Here is a 16,210-nt window from a genome sequence, read left to right on the forward strand (position 1 = left end):
TGCCATGCACTTCACGAAATCACTCACGCCATTTGCGCGTCACGCCACCGGCATCGTCGCACTGCTTGTTGCAGTGGCAAATCCAGTTCACGCGGCCGCAACTGACGCGAAAGTCATCCTGCTCGGCGCCGACGATGTCTGCGGATACTGTGCCGCCTATAACACGACCGCTCAGCAATATGCGAAGCAGAAAGGCATCGACCTGAAGCTGGTCACCAATAAATTCGATCCGGCCGAACAGGCCGCACAGGTCGATCAGGCCATCGCCCAGAAGCCCGCCGCCATCCTGCTGTGGGCAATCGACGGAACGGCACTCCTGCCGTCGATGCATAAGATCCAGCGGGCCGGGATCCCGCTGTTGCTGACGGACGTTTTGCCGGACCAGAAATACGACAGCCTGTGGCGCCAATACAGTGGTGGCAACTATGAGGCCGAAGGGCGCGCCGCGGCACACCTGATGGTCGACGGCTTTAAGGCAAAGGGGCTCGGCACGACCGGGGCGGTCATCGAAATTACCGGATACGTCGGACAGGCGCAAACCATCTCGCGGCAGCAAGGCTTCCAGGATGAACTCGCGAAAATCGCGCCCGGCATCAGGGTCGTCGGCGTGCAACCGGGCAACTGGGATCAAGGGACCTCGACGACTGCCGCCGCCGGACTCTTCACCAAGTTCGGCAAGGACATCAAGGGCGTGTACGCGCAGGAGGACGCCATGGCGGCCGGTGCAATCGTCGCGGCAGAACGCGCCGGACTGACGCCGTCGAAGCTGGCGGTGGTCGGCGTGGGCTGCGAACCGATAGGTGTGAACCTGCTCAAGTCCGGCAAGCTTTACGGCACTGTGCTGCAGTCGCCGGTTGATGAAGCGCACTACGCCATCGACAGCGTCGCCGATCTGCTCAACGCGCGGAAACTCGACAAACTGCGCTACGTGCCTATGCCTTCGGTAACGGCAAAGGATGACGTCGACCAGATCTGCAAACCCTGGCCGAACGCATCCTGACCGATACGTCCGTGCTTCATAGGGCCACGGGCGCCGGCAACGGTGCTCATGGCCATTTGACCGACTGGTAACACCATGACTGACTCCATACTCATCGCGCAGAATCTCAGCAAACGCTATGGCGGCGTACAAGCCCTCTGCAACGTCAGCTTTGAGCTTCGACGCCAGGAAATTCACGGCCTGTGCGGCGAGAACGGCGCCGGCAAGAGCACCATCGTCAAGATCCTGGGCGGATTCGTCAAGCCAGACGCGGGCACGATAACGGTGGACGGCGATCCACTTCCACTCGGTGAACACGTCGACCCGAACCTGATCTCCATCGTCCATCAGGAACTGTCGATCGTCCCTCACCTCTCGGTACTCGACAACGTCATGCTCGGGGCGCCCGAAGTGCGTTCGATCTATCTGCGGAATCGTTTCAGGGCCATCGTACGTCAACATCTCGACGGCGTAGGGTTACCGCATATCGATCCTATGCAACCCGCGTCGACGCTCAGCCTGGCAGAGCGTCAACTGGTCGAAATTGCCCGAGGCATCGCGCGGGGTGCCAAGGTACTGTTGCTCGACGAACCAACCGCGACCCTCTCTGATGCGGAAATCAGCCGGGTTTTCGGCGTCCTGCGTCGTCTGAGGGATAGCGGCACATCGCTCGTCATCATCAGCCACCGCCTCGACGAGATTTTCGCGCTAACCGATCGCGTCACCGTGTTTCGCAGCGGACAGCACATCTGGACGCGCGCCACGCAAGGGCTGACGAGCGCAGAACTGGTGCATGCCATGATCGGCCGCGATCTGGTCCGTGGCGGACATGTGGCATCCATTCCTTCCCGCCTCGCCGGGTCGCTACGAGTCCGCACAAGAAGCCTCGCCGTGCCAGACCGATTCACGGCGTTCGATCTCGCATTCGCACCGGGACAAATCGTTGCCATCGCGGGACAGCTTGGCTCCGGCGCGGACGCCTTCGTCGAGGCACTCGCGGGCTTGCATCCCGCGTGCACCGGGCATGTCGAACTGGACGGCGAACCCATCGTCCTGAACAGCATCGAATCCGCTCATGCGGTGGGAATTGCCTATGTTCCCGAAGATCGGGCCGGCAAAGGAGTCTTTCTGGATGCACCTATCGGCGTCAATTTAACCTCCCATATCCTTTCACAGATCAGCAAGCGGGGTTGGCTGTCCTCCACCGTAGACCGTAGCCGTGCGCTCTCCCTCGCGACGGAATTCCAGATTGACCCGGCCAGGCTCCCACACGACGTATCGACGCTCAGTGGCGGCAATCAGCAGAAAGTGGCAATCGCGAAAGCGGCCGCAATGCAGCCGCGCGTCCTGCTACTCAACGAACCGACACGAGGCGTCGATATTGGCGCTCGGGCGGAAATCTACGGACGCCTGCAAAACATGACTCAGACAGGCATGACGGTCATCTTCTATTCGACCGATCTCGAGGAAATCATGGAGGTTGCGCAACGCGTCGTGACCGTCTACCGGGGTACCGTCGTCCGACTGCTTGAGCGTGGCGAAACAAGCAGCAACGAGATCCTGCACGACATCCTGCACGGTTCGAGTGTGCCGGAGGCCGCATGAGAATCGCGCTCTCATCTTCAACCGAAAGGTCCGGCTCAAACCGGTCAAAGACTCATATGTGGCTACGCAACCAGTTCGTACCGGCTCGTGTACAGGCAACTTCCATTCAAATTCTGTGTGTCGTCGTACTCATTGTGGCAGGCATAAGTGTCCCGCACTTTGCTTCGATGACCAATCTCGCTGCGATCATCTACTCGACAGCAGCCATCGGTACGGCTGCAATCGGCCTTGCAGCCGTCACACTCTGCGGCGAATTATTCCTGCTATCGACTGGCGCCACGGCGGCATTTGCCGCAATCGTCTTCGTTTCTTCGCTGGGAGCCGGTCCGATCCCGGCCAGCATGGCTGCAGTGGCAGTCGGCCTGATATCAGGCTGCCTCCAGGGCGTCGCAATTGGTCCGCTGCGCTGCAATCCGATCATCGCGTCAATCGCGGCAGCATCGGTTATTACCGGCATAGCATCGTTGCTCACCGGCGGACGGACGATCATCGGCGGTGGGGACGCATCGTGGCTCGGCCTAGGTGTGCTGTTTCCCGGACTGCCACACCAGGGGGTGCTACTCGTTGTTGCAACGCTCGCACTCGAACTGGTCGTCCAGCGCTCGCGTTTTGGACGCGAGTTACGGCTTGTCGGTATCAATCGCGTCGCCGCGCGCGTTGCCGGCCTGAGAACGAGGACAACCGTGCTGATGGGCTGCACGCTCGCCGGCGGCGCAGCAGCAGCGGCAGGCGTGTTGATCGCATCGCAGTCCGGAACCGCGAATCTGCTAATCGGCAGCGATCTGAATTTCGGCGCGATCGCCGCTGTACTGGTCGGCGGCATCGGAATCGCCGGAGGCCGCGGACGAATCTCGGATGCGGCCTTCGGCGCGCTGTTCCTCGCGATCATCGGCAATCTCCTGCTCGTCAAGAACCTTCCTTATGAGGCTCAGCTCGCAGTCAAAGGGGCTGCGGTGCTGCTGTCGGTCACGATAGGCGCCTTCCTCGGCGGAAAACGCCGCTAACCGCTCATGGTTCCACTATCTACTATGAAGACGCACATCCAGCGGACCTTGTGGCAACTCATCCTCCCAGCCGCTTTGCTGTTGATCTTTTCCTTCGCAAGTCGCGATTTTCTGTCTTCGGGCAACCTCTACGCGCTGATGCAGGCGTTTGCGCTGCTTGGCCTCGCCACGCTTGGCATCTCGCTCACCATGATTGCCGGCGAATTCGATCTGAGTGTCGGCGCGGTCTCCGCCGTAGCCGGCCTCGTGCTGGTCAAGACCGGTGAGTCGCATCCCGTTTGCGGCATTGCCCTGGCGCTTCTTGCGGGACTGGCTATTGGTTTCGCGAACGGTGCGCTCACCCGGGCTCTGCGGGTCTCGTCGCTCGTCACCACACTCGGTTCGATGATCCTGCTCAATGGCCTCGCTGTCTGGCTGGAAGGCGGCCAGGTACTGGCCTACAACAACTTCGATGAAGCCGATCTGCTGGATCAGGCAATCGCCGGCATTCTCTCAGTACGAAGTCTGATCGCGTTTGGGGGCTTCACGCTCGTCGCGCTGATGCTCTCGTTCACCCGGATCGGCCGGGACATCCGCGCAATCGGAAGCTACCGCAGGGCCGCGGAAATGGCTGGTGCGAACGTATCAGTCGCACTGTATATCGCCTTCATGTTGTCCGGGATGCTGGCTGCGCTAACCGGAGCCTTGACGTCCGTCAGTCTCTCGACCGCATCTTCGCGCTTCGGTGCCGACCTCGTATTGCAGGCCGCCACCGCCGCCATCGTCGGTGGCGTCACGCTCACTGGAGGCGTCGGCTCTCCGGCAGGAATCGCGTGTGGCGTGATGACACTGACCATCCTGAACAACGGCCTGAGCCTGCTCGGCATCCCCTCGGCGACGATTCTGCTTCTAAACGGCGCGCTGCTGTTCGTCGTTCTCATTTCCGGTGGCCGCAGGCTGCTGCCTCGCTGGATTGCCACAACACCCGGACGCAACACTCGCACATAACCTCGGAAAGCGCCACTGGCACGCCGAGCCTATCCGTTGGCCGCCAAGGACAAGTGGCGCCGGAGCCTTTCTGTAAAGCTAAGAGCCTTTCCCGGGAGAAACAGATATGCCCACTACCCAAACTACAAATACCCTGCGCCTGCTGATGCCGCAATGGCAAGGCGGGAACAACCCGCCCTACCATTTCGGCGCGCAATTGCTCGCATGGCTCGCCCCTCCGGCGAACGGTCCTGTTGAAACAGTTGAGGTGACCCCGCCCGGAGATACGCCGTTACCCATCGAGGAAGGAATCGTGGGCCGTAGCGCGCTGCTTGCGCAACTGCACTCGGCGCGGGAATGCGTCGAGCGTCACCAGCCCGATCGCATCGTGGTTCTCGGTGGCGACTGCCTGGTCGACCTGGCTCCCTTCGCCTACCTGAACGAACGATATGACGGCGAGCTGGCCGTGCTATGGATCGATGCTCACCCCGACATCATGACGCCGCGTGATTTTCAGCACGCGCACGCGATGGTGCTTGGCAATCTGCTCGGCGAGGGAGATCCGGATTTCGTAAAGGCAGTCAGCCGGCCGCTCAATCCAAAACGCGTGATGTATGCCGGCCTCAAGGAAACGCTCGGGGTCGAAAACGCTTTCATCAAGCGGCTCGATCTTCGGCACGCCGGACCGGCCGATCTGGCAACAAACAGTCAGGCCGTCCTGAACTGGCTCAAGGAAACGGGCGCACGAAAGGTGGCGATTCACTTCGATCTGGATGTACTCGACCCAGCCCAGTTCCGCTCCTTGCTGTTTGCCAATCCGCAAACACCGGCAGGGACGTTCGATGGTATCGCGCAAGGCTCCATGTCGATCGAACAGGTCGTTCGATTGATCAACGACGTCACGAAAGTTGCCGATGTGGTGGGTCTCGGTATCACCGAGCATCTGCCCTGGGATGCACTCGCCATGAAAGAAATGCTGAAGCGACTACCCTTACTCGGTTGATCGCCCTGCCGCGCTGCCGGACTGGTAGCGCAGCAGAGGCAAACGCCCCATCACTCCCGCTCCAACCCCGCGAGCAGTTCATCCACCGCGCGATAGACCCGCTCGACCACACTCTCCCCAACCTCGCGCTCCAACGCCCGATACTCGGCCTCCAGATCCGCGGATAGCGCCCGCACCAGTTGCATACTGAGCTTCGTCAACGAGACGCTCACACGGCGTTGGTCGTCTTCAAAACGCTCCTTCACGACAAGCCCTAAGGTCTCCATCCGGGCCAGCACGCCCGCCATGCTCGGGCTCGAAATCGTGCACAGATCCGAAATCTGCCGAGGTTCGAGCGGCCCGCTTTCATTGAGCGCGCGTATCACACGCCACTGCTGCTCAGTCAATCCGTGTGCGGTAATCAACGGACGAAATCGCTCCATCATCTTTTCGCGCGCACGCAGCAGCAGCATGGGCAGATTGCGGTGTTGAAGGGAATCGGCGCTGGAGTCTGACATGGTGGATCGCAAACCTGAGATTGCCCCGGGAAAACCCGAGGGGACGTAACTTTCCGTTGACCTTGCATCTTATCAGGCGCAAACTCACTAACATATTAGTGATTCGTCATGGAGCGACATCCATGTTCAGTGTGAACGATCACCTGCTTCACGTCGAAGGGGAAAGCGTGCCCCGTGATGCGGATGTCCAGACAGTCCACCGTCTGCTCGCCAGCGGCGTTGCCTGCCGCCCCCCGGTAACGGGCGCCGTCTACGGGACGCTGCTCAACGACCAGCGTGCGCTCGACGCGCTCGGCGACGCCATGCATGCCCCTCCCTACCAGGCCCCGCCCCGCGCGCCGGTGCTTTACGTGAAGCCGCGCAACACGCTCGCCGGGCATGGCGCGCAAATCGAGGTTCCGGGTCCGGAAGGGGTGCAGATCGGCGCCTCGCTCGGTATCGTGATCGGCCGCACCGCCACTCGCGTCGCGGAACAAAACGCACTTGACTGCATCGCGGGATACACGCTCGTAGCGGATCTCTGCATCCCGCATGACAGTGTTTACCGGCCATCCGTCCGGTTTCGCGCACGCGACGGTTTCTGCGTGATCGGACCGGCCGTCGTCGCGCGTCGCCATATCGGCGATCCCGATCGCCTCGAGATCAGCGTCGAGGTGGAAGGCCGGCCGGCCATGACGGCAAACACCGCGACTTCGGTACGCAAGGTTGCGCGTCTGCTCGCCGACGTGACCGAGTTCATGACCCTGCGTGCCGGCGACGTAATCACGCTCGGTGCGCCGCATGATTCACCGGTCGCCTGCTCCGGCGATCGTGCGACTGTCACACTGGGCAATCTGCCGCCGTTGCGGATTGCGTTCATCGCACCGGACCAGCAACAAGGAGCAGCAGCATGATGCGCGGACGCGTCGCCTATGCAGGCGCCATTCACGAAGTCACGCCGCAAGGCGCACAAATCCGTCTTTCCGATGGGCGGGTACGAGAGGAACACGAAGTCGTCTGGCTCGCACCGTTCGAGCCCGGCACCCTCTTTGCGCTCGGACTCAACTACGCGGAGCATGCCAAGGAACTGCAGTTCTCCAAACAGAGCGAACCGCTCGTCTTTCTCAAGGGCCCAGGCAGCGTAATCGGCCATCGCGGCGTGACGCGTCGGCCTGCTGACGTAGCCTTCATGCACTACGAGTGCGAACTCGCGGTCGTAATTGGACAGCATGCGCGCCATGTATCGCGTGAACATGCCATGCAATATGTCGGCGGCTATATGATCGCCAACGACTACGCGATTCGCGACTACCTCGAGAACTACTACCGCCCCAACCTGCGCGTCAAAAACCGTGACGGTGGTACCGTGCTCGGCCCCTGGTTTTGCGACGCCGGCGATATCGCGGACGTGAACGCGCTCGAACTTCGCACCTACGTCAATGGCGAGCTGAAGCAGCGCGGCAACACGCGCGATCTCGTGACCGGCATTCCCGAGCTCATCGAATATCTGAGTGGCTTCATGACGCTTTCTCCCGGCGACATCATCCTGACCGGCACGCCCGAAGGGGTCGTCAACGTCAATGCGGGCGATGAAGTCGTCTGCGAAATCGACGGTCTCGGCCGTCTCGTCAACACGATTGTGTCCGACGCCGAATTCGGACTTGCCTAGCAACCGAGGTCATCCACCATGCGCATCGAACATCTGATCAACGGCCGTGCCCATACCGGCCGCGAGTATTTCGAAACCATCAACCCTGCCACGCAGGACGTTCTCGCCGAAGTGGCACGCGGCAGCGCCGAGGAGATCGATCTCGCCGTGCAAGCCGCGAAGCAGGCTTTCCCCGCGTGGGCCGCGCGGCCGGCCGCCGAACGGGCCAAACTGATCCGCAAGCTCGGCGAGCTGATTGCTCAGCATGTTCCCGAGATTGCCAGGACCGAAACGCAAGACACGGGCCAGACCATCACGCAGACAGGCAAGCAACTCGTGCCGCGCTCCGCCGACAACTTCAGCTATTTCGCGGAAGTCTGCACAGCAGTGGATGGCCATACCTATCCCACCGCTACGCATCTGAACTACACGCTGTTCCATCCGGTTGGCGTGTGCGCCTTGATCTCGCCGTGGAACGTGCCATTCATGACGGCCACGTGGAAAGTCGCACCATGTATTGCATTCGGCAACACGGCCGTACTGAAGATGAGCGAACTCTCGCCGCTAAGCGCCTCTATGCTCGGCCAGCTCGCCCTCGAGGCCGGCATCCCGGCCGGTGTGCTGAACGTCGTGCATGGCTATGGCAAGGAAACCGGCGAACCGCTCGTGGCGCATCGCGACGTGCGCGCCGTTTCGTTCACCGGTTCGACCGCAACCGGCAATCGCATCGTTCAGACAGCGGGCCTCAAGAAATTCTCGATGGAGCTCGGCGGCAAGTCGCCGTTCGTGATCTTCGACGACGCCGATTTCGAGCGTGCGCTCGACGCCGCTGTCTTCATGATCTTCTCGAACAACGGCGAACGCTGCACGGCCGGTTCGCGGATTCTGGTGCAACGCTCGATCTACGCGAAGTTCGCCGACCGCTTCATCGAACGCGCCCAGCGCCTCGCAGTCGGAGATCCGCTCGACGAGCGGACGATTGTCGGCCCGATGATCAGCCCCGGCCACCTTGCAAAAGTCCGCAGCTATATCGAACTCGGACCCAAGGAAGGAGCGACGCTTGCCTGCGGCGGCCTCGACGCCCCGGCGCTGGAAGGCGCCCTGGCAAGAGGAAACTTCGTCAAGCCGACCGTCTTCGTCGACGTCGACAACCGCATGCGCATCGCACAGGAAGAGATCTTCGGCCCGGTTGCCTGCCTGATCCCGTTTGACGATGAGGCAGAAGCGATCCGCCTCTCGAACGACATCGCCTACGGCCTGTCCAGCTATATCTGGACAGAAAACACCGGCCGCGCGCTGCGCGTGGCCGCGGCGGTCGAGGCCGGCATGTGCTTCGTCAACAGCCAGAACGTGCGCGATCTGCGTCAGCCGTTCGGCGGCACGAAGGCCTCCGGCGTCGGGCGCGAAGGCGGCACATGGAGCTACGAAGTGTTTCTCGAACCGAAAAATGTCTGCGTGTCGCTTGGCTCGCATCACATTCCGAAGTGGGGCCACGAGTGATCGTGCGTACCGCCATGCAAGCCATCTATCCAGGAGCCGATCATGGGTGAAGTCGCACTGGTCGCCAAGATCACGCATGTCCCGTCGATGTATCTCTCCGAGTTCGACGGCCCACGCAAGGGGTCGAGGCAAGCGGCCATCGACGGGCACATCGAGATTGCCCGGCGCTGCCGCGAGCTGGGTGTCGACACGCTGATCGTGTTCGATACGCACTGGCTCGTCAACGCGGGCTACCACATCAACTGTGCGCCGCATTTCAAGGGGCTGTACACGAGCAACGAGTTGCCGCACTTCATCAGCAACATGCCTTACGAGGCGCCCGGCAACCCCGCGCTCGGCCAGCTACTCGCCCGCGTGTGCAACGAGTACGGCGTCGAAACGCTTGCACACGATTCGACCACACTCGCGCCGGAATACGGCACGCTCGTGCCGTTGCGGTACATGAATGCCGACCAGCACTTCAAGGTGATTTCGGTATCGGCGCTGTGTACGTCGCACTATCTGAATGACAGCGCCCGGCTCGGCTGGGCCATGCGCCAGGCAGTCGAACAGCACTACGACGGCAAGGTGGCGTTCCTGGCGAGCGGCAGCTTGAGCCACCGTTTCGCACAAAATGGACTGGCGCCCGAATACGCCTTCAGGATCTGGAGTCCGCTGCTGGAAACGCTCGATCGGCAGGTCGTCGAAATGTGGCTGAGCGGGGACTGGAGTACCTTCTGCGAGATGCTGCCCGAGTATGCGTCCAAAGGGCATGGCGAAGGCTTCATGCACGACACCGCAATGATGCTCGGCACACTCGGCTGGTCGGCATACGACGGCAAAGCAGAAGTCCTCACGCCCTATTTCGGCTCTTCGGGCACCGGCCAGATCAATGCGGTGTTTCCGGTCACGCCCCAGCGCGGCGACGCGATCCCACGTGCCGAAAGCTCGACAGCCAAAAGCTATCGCGCGTTTCCGCGTCTCTGAACCTATGCCCTCGGTATCTCACCATGCCACATCTGACGATCCTCTATACCCCTGATCTCGACCGTGCGCCGGACCACGGCGGCGCCGATATGCCGGCACTGTGCAAGGTGCTCGCCGAGACCATGGTCGCCCAGCGCGACGAGAGCGGCCAGCCGGTGTTTCCGGTCGGCGGCGTCCGTGTGCTGGCCTACCCGGCCGCGCATCATGCGGTGGCCGACGGCGGCGCTGCCGGCCTTGCGGCCGGCGGAACCGGCGAATACGCATTCGTCTACCTGAACCTGCGGATGGCGCGCGGCCGCAGTGCAGCCGTGCACGAGTCGGTCGGGCAAGCGCTCGATGCCTGCATCAAGCGTCATTTCGCTGCGCTTCTCGCCACCCGGCACATCGGCATCACGCTGCAGATAGACGAAGGCGCCGAAGTGTTCAACTCGCGGACCAGTTCGCTGCACCCGCTCTTCCAACGAGGCTGAGCCATGCTGACGCAAGACACGATCCGCTCGCTCGCGCAACAGCTCTACGAAGCCCGCAAGACGCGCACCCCCCTGCGGCATTTCTCGGCGCAATTTCCAGGCATGACGATCGAGGACGGTTATGCCATCCAGCGCGAATGGGTCAAGCTCGAAATCGCGGACGGCCGAACCATCAAGGGCCGCAAGATCGGCCTCACCTCGCGCGCCATGCAGCAGGCAAGCCAGATCACCGAACCCGATTACGCGCCGTTGATGGACGACATGTTCTTCGACACCGGCAGCGACATCCCGGCCAGCCGCTTCATTGCACCGCGGGTCGAAGTCGAACTGGCCTTCATTCTCGACACAGCGCTGGAGGGTCCAGGCGTCACGCTCTTCGACGTCTTGTCGGCGACGCGTTATGTCGTGCCCGCAGTGGAAATCATCGATGCGCGCATCGAGCAGTACGACCGCGAGACGCGCGTGATGCGCAAGGTCTACGACACGATCAGCGATTTCGCCGCCAACGCGGGGATCGTGCTCGGGGGGCGCCCAGTGCGAGTGGACGATGTCGACCTGCGATGGGTCGGGGCCATGCTTCACAAGAACGGCGTGATCGAGGAAACCGGCCTGGCGGCTGCCGTGCTGAACCACCCGGCCACCGGTGTGGCCTGGCTCGCGAACAAGATCGCACCCTACGGAGAGCAGTTGAACGCGGGCGACATTGTGCTGGCCGGCTCCTTCACCCGTCCAACACCGGCCTCGGCCGGCGACACATTCCATGTTGACTACGGGCCGCTCGGCTCGATCTCTTTCCGTTTCGTCTGATTCGTCTAATTCCTCCAATAGGTACGAAATGCAGATTCCGGCCAACACCTTTCGCAACGCACTGCGCGCGCGGCAGACCCAGATCGGACTTTGGGTTGGCCTAGCCGACGCCAATGCCGCGGAACTGCTGGCGGCCTGCGGGTTCGACTGGTTGCTGTTCGACGGCGAGCACGCACCGAACAACGTGCGCACGGTGCTCGACCAGCTACGCGCGGTGGCGCCTTACGCGGTACACGCCGTAGTCCGGCCGGTGAGCGCAGAGGCATCGCTGATCAAGCAATACCTGGACATTGGAGCGCAGACACTGCTGGTTCCGATGGTCGACACCGCCGCGCAGGCTGAGCAGATCGTGCGGGCCACGCGCTATGCGCCCGACGGCATTCGCGGCATGGGAGCGGCGCTCGCGCGTGCCTCGCGCTGGAACCAGGTCGAGGACTACCTCAATCGCGCGAACGATGAAATGTGCGTGCTCGTGCAGGCCGAGACGGCGTTGGCGATCAATAACCTGCAGCAGATCGCCGAGGTGGAAGGCGTGGACGGCGTATTCTTCGGCCCGGCTGATTTGTCCGCGTCTATGGGTTATCGCGGGCAACCGAACCACCCGGCTGTCCAGCAGGCGATCCTCGAGGGAATCCGGACCGTCCGGGCTGCGGGCAAGGCAGCCGGCGTGCTGATGGCGAATCGCCAGGTCGCCCAGATCTATCTCGACGCGGGCGCGCAGTTCGTCGCGGTTGGAGTAGACACAACACTGCTCGTACAGGCCGCGTCGGCGCTCGCCCGTGACTTCAGACAGGAACCCGCCGGCTCGCGCGACTCCGTGGCGCCCTCCTCTGGCCCCTACTGATTCGTTTCGTTTCAGCGGACCGCCACAAAGCGGTCACGGTCACACTGAACCGCCGTCCCGACGAGTCAGGAAAGGAAATTCTTCAGCTCCAGAAAATCGCGTAGCCGCTGCGAATCCACCCGGAAGACCTCGGGGTCATACCTCAGTGGACTCGTATACAACTGCGCCATGGACCTGATCCCATGCTGCTCGAGTCTTGCGCGCTCAACCGGACTGGACGTGTGCCGCGACCACCCGCGCTGCTCACGCAGCGCATGGCTCGCGTCGATCTCCTCGTCGCTGGGGTCCCGGTAATACTCCTCGTGGACCACTGCAGCCAACGGCAAGCGCTCACGCTTGTCGGGATTCTCGTCCGGATACCCGACGACAATCGTCGCCACCGGCACGCAGGTATCCGGAAGATGCAAGGCCTCCGCAATGCCCCCCATCGCGGATAGCGTCGATCCCATGTAACAGACGCCCAGGCCCCGTGCCTCGAAACCGAGGCACACATTCTGGGCCACGATCATCGCGTCGCATAGTGCGATGTGGTAGCCCATCAGGTTGTTGAAATTGTCGCGTGCCGCTCCACGCGCGAGCCAGCGTCGCGTGCGGTAGCAGTCGGCCACAAACGTCACCAGCAAGGGCGCCTGCAAGATCATTGGCTGCCGTGCATGTAGTTCGTAGAGCTGCCGCCTGCGTTCTACCTCCAGCGTCAGGACCAGTGAGACGCTGTTCAGATTGCCCGAGGAGGATGCACCGGCCAGTGCGTCGGCACATACCTCGTCGATCAGTTGGCGCGGGATCGAGTCGGACTTGTAACGCCGGATCGAGCGATGCCGGTTAAGCAGCCGGGAGATTTCAGTCATTGATCCCACCCTGCGCTGCGCACATCGTCGAAAAGCAGCGATCGAGGATAGCCAACCCCGCTTCGAGCGTAGCCAGTTCGATCGTGAGCGGCGCCAGCATACGCAGGACGTTGCCGTGCATGCCCCCAGCGAGCAGAAGCAGACCCTGCTCGCGCGCTGAGTTCACCAGCTTCCTGGTAAGCTCCCTTGCCGGTTGCCCATCGGCCGTGCGCAACTCGACGCCGATCAGTGCCCCCAGTCCCCGCACGTCTGCAATCAACGGATAGCGCCTCTGCATGGCTTGCAAGGCCGTGCGCGTGACCTCGCCGATCTGGCGGGCACGAACCAGAATCTGTTCCCGCTCCATGACGTCGAGTACGGCGAGCGCAGCCGCACAGGCGAGCGGGTTCCCGGCGTAGGTGCCACCCAGGCCACCGGGCCCCACCGCGTCCATCAGTCCGGCATGGCCCGTCACGCCCGCAAGCGGCAAGCCGCCCGCCACCGATTTGCCGAACACCACCAGGTCCGGCGCCGCCCCCATCTGCTCGACGGCGAAGAAGGTACCCGTGCGGCCGGCGCCGCTCTGCACCTCGTCGGCAATCAGTACAATCCCTTCACGGTCGCACAGCGCCCGCAGTTTCGAAACGAACCCGGGCGGGGCAACCTGTATTCCGCCCTCCCCCTGCACCGGCTCGAAGAGAATCGCAGCAATGTCCTCAGGGGCCGCGTCGCTTCGGAAAATCTGCTCGATACTGGCGAGCGCCGCATCGACGCCTATGTTGTTCAGCGCGTCAGGATACAGCGCACGGTAGACGTGGCCCGGCATCAGGCCCATCCCGGATGCGTAGGGCGCCACCTTGCCGGTCAGTGCGAGCGTCATCAGTGTGCGGCCGTGATAGGCGCCGCTAAACGCAATCACACCGCTGCGCTTCGTATGCGCGCGTGCAATCTTGATGGCGCTCTCCACGGCTTCGGAGCCGGTACTGAACAGGGCGGTCTTTTTTGCGCCGTCGCCCGGCGCCAGTGCATTGATCCGCTCACACACCGCAACGTAGGATTCATACGGCAGCACGGCGAAGCAGGTATGAACGAAATGGCGCAATTGCCGCTGCACCGCCTCGACGATATCCGGGTGAAGGTGGCCGGTATTGAGCACGGCAATGCCGCTCGTAAAATCGATGTACTCCTTGCCGTCGACATCCCAGAGGCGGTCGTTGTGCGCCCGCGCTGCAAAGACCGGGTGTACCTGGTTGACGCCGCGGGCAACCGCAGCCTGCCGGCGACCGAGCAGCGCTTCGTTGGTGACATTCATGGGGGTGAGAATCCTCTATAGGCAACATGGCTGCGACTGAAACGGGTTGGCGCCGTATCACGGCGCCGCCTGACATCAACTCACAGGCAATTGCTCCGACCGGATGGCGGCGAGACGCTCGTCGGCGCGTGCGGCAAGTTCCAACCGGTCACCATAGCGATAAGGGTCGAGGAACTCGAACGGTCGCGCGCTCGGGCCACGCGCAAGCTTTGCCGCGAGACCGTCGGGCGCGTGGTTGGCCCAGTCGAGCAGCGATCTGGCGAATTCAGTCGTCGGCCGCGAAACATAACGGTTGGCAAAATCCGAGAAGTCCAGCGGTAGATGGGCGCGATTCTCCTGATACAAACCGTGCAACGTCTGGATTGTCTCCGCCTCGGCGATCTCGCCGGCCTTGAAACGCTCCATCGTCGAACACGCGGCCTCGAACATCTGTTCGTAACGGTGGCTTTCAATCGACAGGTGACCAGGGTAGGTTGCGTTCTCGAACGCTGCCTGCAACGCGTCATCGTCCCGATTGGCCAGATAGTCCGCGAGAATCCGGCGCAGCCGCAGCACACCAATGTAGCTGCCGCTCAGCCAGATGCGGAACCATGCGTTCCAGAGCGGAAAAGTCTTGAAGGCAGTGTACGAGTTGGCAACGAGGCGATCGTTGATCCGTACCACCTCGAGACTGTAGCGTTCGAGCGGAAGCAGGTTTTCCCGTGTCCATGAATCGCTTTTCACCGATTCAAGCAGCGTCGGCGCCAGTCTTGCGATCGATTCGAACGTATTGACCAGGCCTCGTGAAAACAACGGGTCGACAAACCCGACGGCGTGCCCGAGCAGGCAGTACCGGTCACCTACCGTCTCGCGGCTGGTGTAATTCAGGCGCGGAGCGACAGTCCACTCCCGCACGCGCGCTGCGTTTTTGAAGTGCCTCGCCGCTGACGGATGATCTGCCAGAAACTGCTGGAATTCCTGCTCCGGATCGCGGCCGGCCGGGCCATGCCTGTCGATATCGAACTGCAGCCCGACGCTGCACAGCGGATTGGTGCTAAACGGTTGATTGTTGAACGGGATAATCCAGAGCCAGCCGCAATCGAACATGTGATGCAGCGTGGTCTGCGACAAGGCGGTCGGTGCGCCATGCGTCTCCACCGGTGCGATCACGTCCTCGTAAAGATCCACGTTGACCATATGCGTGAACAGCGAACGCGTGTTGGCCTGCATCGGCCGGGCGCCTTCGCGCAACTTCAACGCATCGGCGAGCGGCGCACGGTAGCCTGCGGCGTCCACCACGAAGCGCGTGCGCAGTTGCTGTGCGTCGGCAAGCGTCAACGTGACGCCGTCCGCTGCGATCCCGATGGCCTGGATGCGCGCCTGCTGCCTGATGACCGCACCGAGCCGGGCCGCCAGCGCGACATAGTATGCGTCGATGTCCTGGCGAAACAGGTGGGCCTCCGGCGCGAGCACAGGGGTCGACACCACATCGGCGATATCGTGTTCCTTGCGAAAGCCGTTCCACGCAAAGCTGAAAGCGAGCTTGATGCCGGCCGCCGACGAACCAATGTGGCGGTTGATCTCGGCAATGTTGCCCGGATAGGCCAGTTCGGGGATGTCGTAGCGCGCCGCCATCAGTTCAAGCAGCACGGCGCTTTCCGGCACCATCGACTCGCCGACCGCAAAGCGCGGGTGCGTCCCCGCGTCCAGCACAATGACCTTCACGCCGTTCCTGGCAAGGATAGCCGCGAGCATCGAACCCGAGATACCTGAACCGATAATGGCAACGTCATAGTCGTACATCATGTTTCGTACTCCGATTTA

16 protein-coding genes are annotated in these 16,210 nt (G+C 62.3%); 12 read left to right on the forward strand and 4 right to left on the reverse strand.

What is annotated here, in order from left to right; translation table 11 throughout:
- Positions 1-4: 4 nt before the first annotated feature.
- The 5 genes from FFS45_RS03225 to FFS45_RS03245 all read left to right on the forward strand — a co-directional run bounded on the left by FFS45_RS03225 (position 5) and on the right by FFS45_RS03245 (position 5,557).
- Positions 5-1,000 (forward strand): sugar ABC transporter substrate-binding protein, encoded by a 996-nt coding sequence (locus FFS45_RS03225; RefSeq protein WP_137953256.1) that lies wholly within the window; start codon positions 5-7, stop codon positions 998-1,000.
- A gap of 75 nt (positions 1,001-1,075) precedes the next feature.
- Complete coding sequence (locus tag FFS45_RS03230) at positions 1,076-2,584, forward strand: sugar ABC transporter ATP-binding protein (protein WP_137953257.1); 1,509 nt, start codon at positions 1,076-1,078, stop codon at positions 2,582-2,584.
- Between the two features lie 167 nt (positions 2,585-2,751).
- On the forward strand, positions 2,752-3,588 hold the full coding sequence (locus FFS45_RS03235; protein ID WP_171029554.1) for an ABC transporter permease: 837 nt from the start codon (positions 2,752-2,754) through the stop codon (positions 3,586-3,588).
- A gap of 24 nt (positions 3,589-3,612) precedes the next feature.
- The gene (locus tag FFS45_RS03240; RefSeq protein ID WP_137953259.1) at positions 3,613-4,575 is read left to right on the forward strand and encodes an ABC transporter permease; all 963 of its coding nucleotides are present in this window, start codon (positions 3,613-3,615) and stop codon (positions 4,573-4,575) included.
- A 106-nt stretch (positions 4,576-4,681) separates the two neighbouring features.
- The gene (locus tag FFS45_RS03245) at positions 4,682-5,557 is read left to right on the forward strand and encodes an arginase family protein (protein WP_137953260.1); all 876 of its coding nucleotides are present in this window, start codon (positions 4,682-4,684) and stop codon (positions 5,555-5,557) included.
- A 50-nt stretch (positions 5,558-5,607) separates the two neighbouring features.
- Here the strand turns inward: FFS45_RS03245 and hpaR are convergent, their stop codons facing one another.
- Positions 5,608-6,054 (reverse strand): homoprotocatechuate degradation operon regulator HpaR, encoded by a 447-nt coding sequence (hpaR, locus tag FFS45_RS03250; protein WP_249362573.1) that lies wholly within the window; start codon positions 6,052-6,054, stop codon positions 5,608-5,610.
- Between the two features lie 122 nt (positions 6,055-6,176).
- On the opposite strand from hpaR, the gene FFS45_RS03255 reads away from it, so the two are divergent.
- From FFS45_RS03255 to hpaI, 7 genes are read left to right on the forward strand one after another with little or no spacing between them, the layout of a single operon-like run.
- Positions 6,177-6,947, forward strand: coding sequence for a fumarylacetoacetate hydrolase family protein (locus tag FFS45_RS03255; protein WP_137953261.1), 771 nt, complete (start codon positions 6,177-6,179; stop codon positions 6,945-6,947).
- Positions 6,944-7,702 (forward strand): fumarylacetoacetate hydrolase family protein, encoded by a 759-nt coding sequence (locus tag FFS45_RS03260; protein ID WP_137953262.1) that lies wholly within the window; start codon positions 6,944-6,946, stop codon positions 7,700-7,702. Before FFS45_RS03255 ends, FFS45_RS03260 begins: the two co-directional genes overlap by 4 nt.
- Positions 7,703-7,720: 18 nt before the next feature.
- On the forward strand, positions 7,721-9,181 hold the full coding sequence (gene hpaE / locus FFS45_RS03265; RefSeq protein ID WP_137953263.1) for a 5-carboxymethyl-2-hydroxymuconate semialdehyde dehydrogenase: 1,461 nt from the start codon (positions 7,721-7,723) through the stop codon (positions 9,179-9,181).
- Positions 9,182-9,223: 42 nt separating this feature from the next.
- Entirely contained in the window at positions 9,224-10,147 is a 924-nt protein-coding gene (gene hpaD / locus FFS45_RS03270; protein WP_137953264.1) for a 3,4-dihydroxyphenylacetate 2,3-dioxygenase, read from the forward strand.
- Between the two features lie 23 nt (positions 10,148-10,170).
- Positions 10,171-10,617 carry a 5-carboxymethyl-2-hydroxymuconate isomerase gene (locus FFS45_RS03275; RefSeq protein WP_137953265.1) on the forward strand — a complete coding sequence of 149 codons (447 nt, stop codon included), beginning with the start codon at positions 10,171-10,173 and terminating at the stop codon, positions 10,615-10,617.
- A 3-nt stretch (positions 10,618-10,620) separates the two neighbouring features.
- Positions 10,621-11,424: a 2-oxo-hept-4-ene-1,7-dioate hydratase gene (hpaH, locus tag FFS45_RS03280; RefSeq protein ID WP_137953266.1), complete on the forward strand. Its 804-nt coding sequence runs from the start codon at positions 10,621-10,623 to the stop codon at positions 11,422-11,424.
- Positions 11,425-11,452: 28 nt separating this feature from the next.
- Positions 11,453-12,268 (forward strand): 4-hydroxy-2-oxoheptanedioate aldolase, encoded by an 816-nt coding sequence (hpaI, locus tag FFS45_RS03285; RefSeq protein WP_137953267.1) that lies wholly within the window; start codon positions 11,453-11,455, stop codon positions 12,266-12,268.
- A gap of 65 nt (positions 12,269-12,333) precedes the next feature.
- Here hpaI and FFS45_RS03290 read toward each other — a convergent pair whose 3' ends face one another.
- The 3 genes from FFS45_RS03290 to FFS45_RS03300 form a co-directional block, all read right to left on the reverse strand.
- Positions 12,334-13,116 carry a nitroreductase family protein gene (locus FFS45_RS03290; protein ID WP_137953268.1) on the reverse strand — a complete coding sequence of 261 codons (783 nt, stop codon included), beginning with the start codon at positions 13,114-13,116 and terminating at the stop codon, positions 12,334-12,336.
- Positions 13,109-14,407 (reverse strand): 4-aminobutyrate--2-oxoglutarate transaminase, encoded by a 1,299-nt coding sequence (gene gabT, locus FFS45_RS03295; protein ID WP_137953269.1) that lies wholly within the window; start codon positions 14,405-14,407, stop codon positions 13,109-13,111. Before gabT ends, FFS45_RS03290 begins: the two co-directional genes overlap by 8 nt.
- Positions 14,408-14,482: 75 nt before the next feature.
- Positions 14,483-16,192 (reverse strand): NAD(P)/FAD-dependent oxidoreductase, encoded by a 1,710-nt coding sequence (locus FFS45_RS03300; RefSeq protein WP_137953270.1) that lies wholly within the window; start codon positions 16,190-16,192, stop codon positions 14,483-14,485.
- Positions 16,193-16,210: the final 18 nt, after the last annotated feature.

This window comes from Burkholderia sp. 4M9327F10 (assembly GCF_005503145.1).
In the GTDB taxonomy this organism is placed as follows: Bacteria; Pseudomonadota; Gammaproteobacteria; order Burkholderiales; family Burkholderiaceae; genus Paraburkholderia.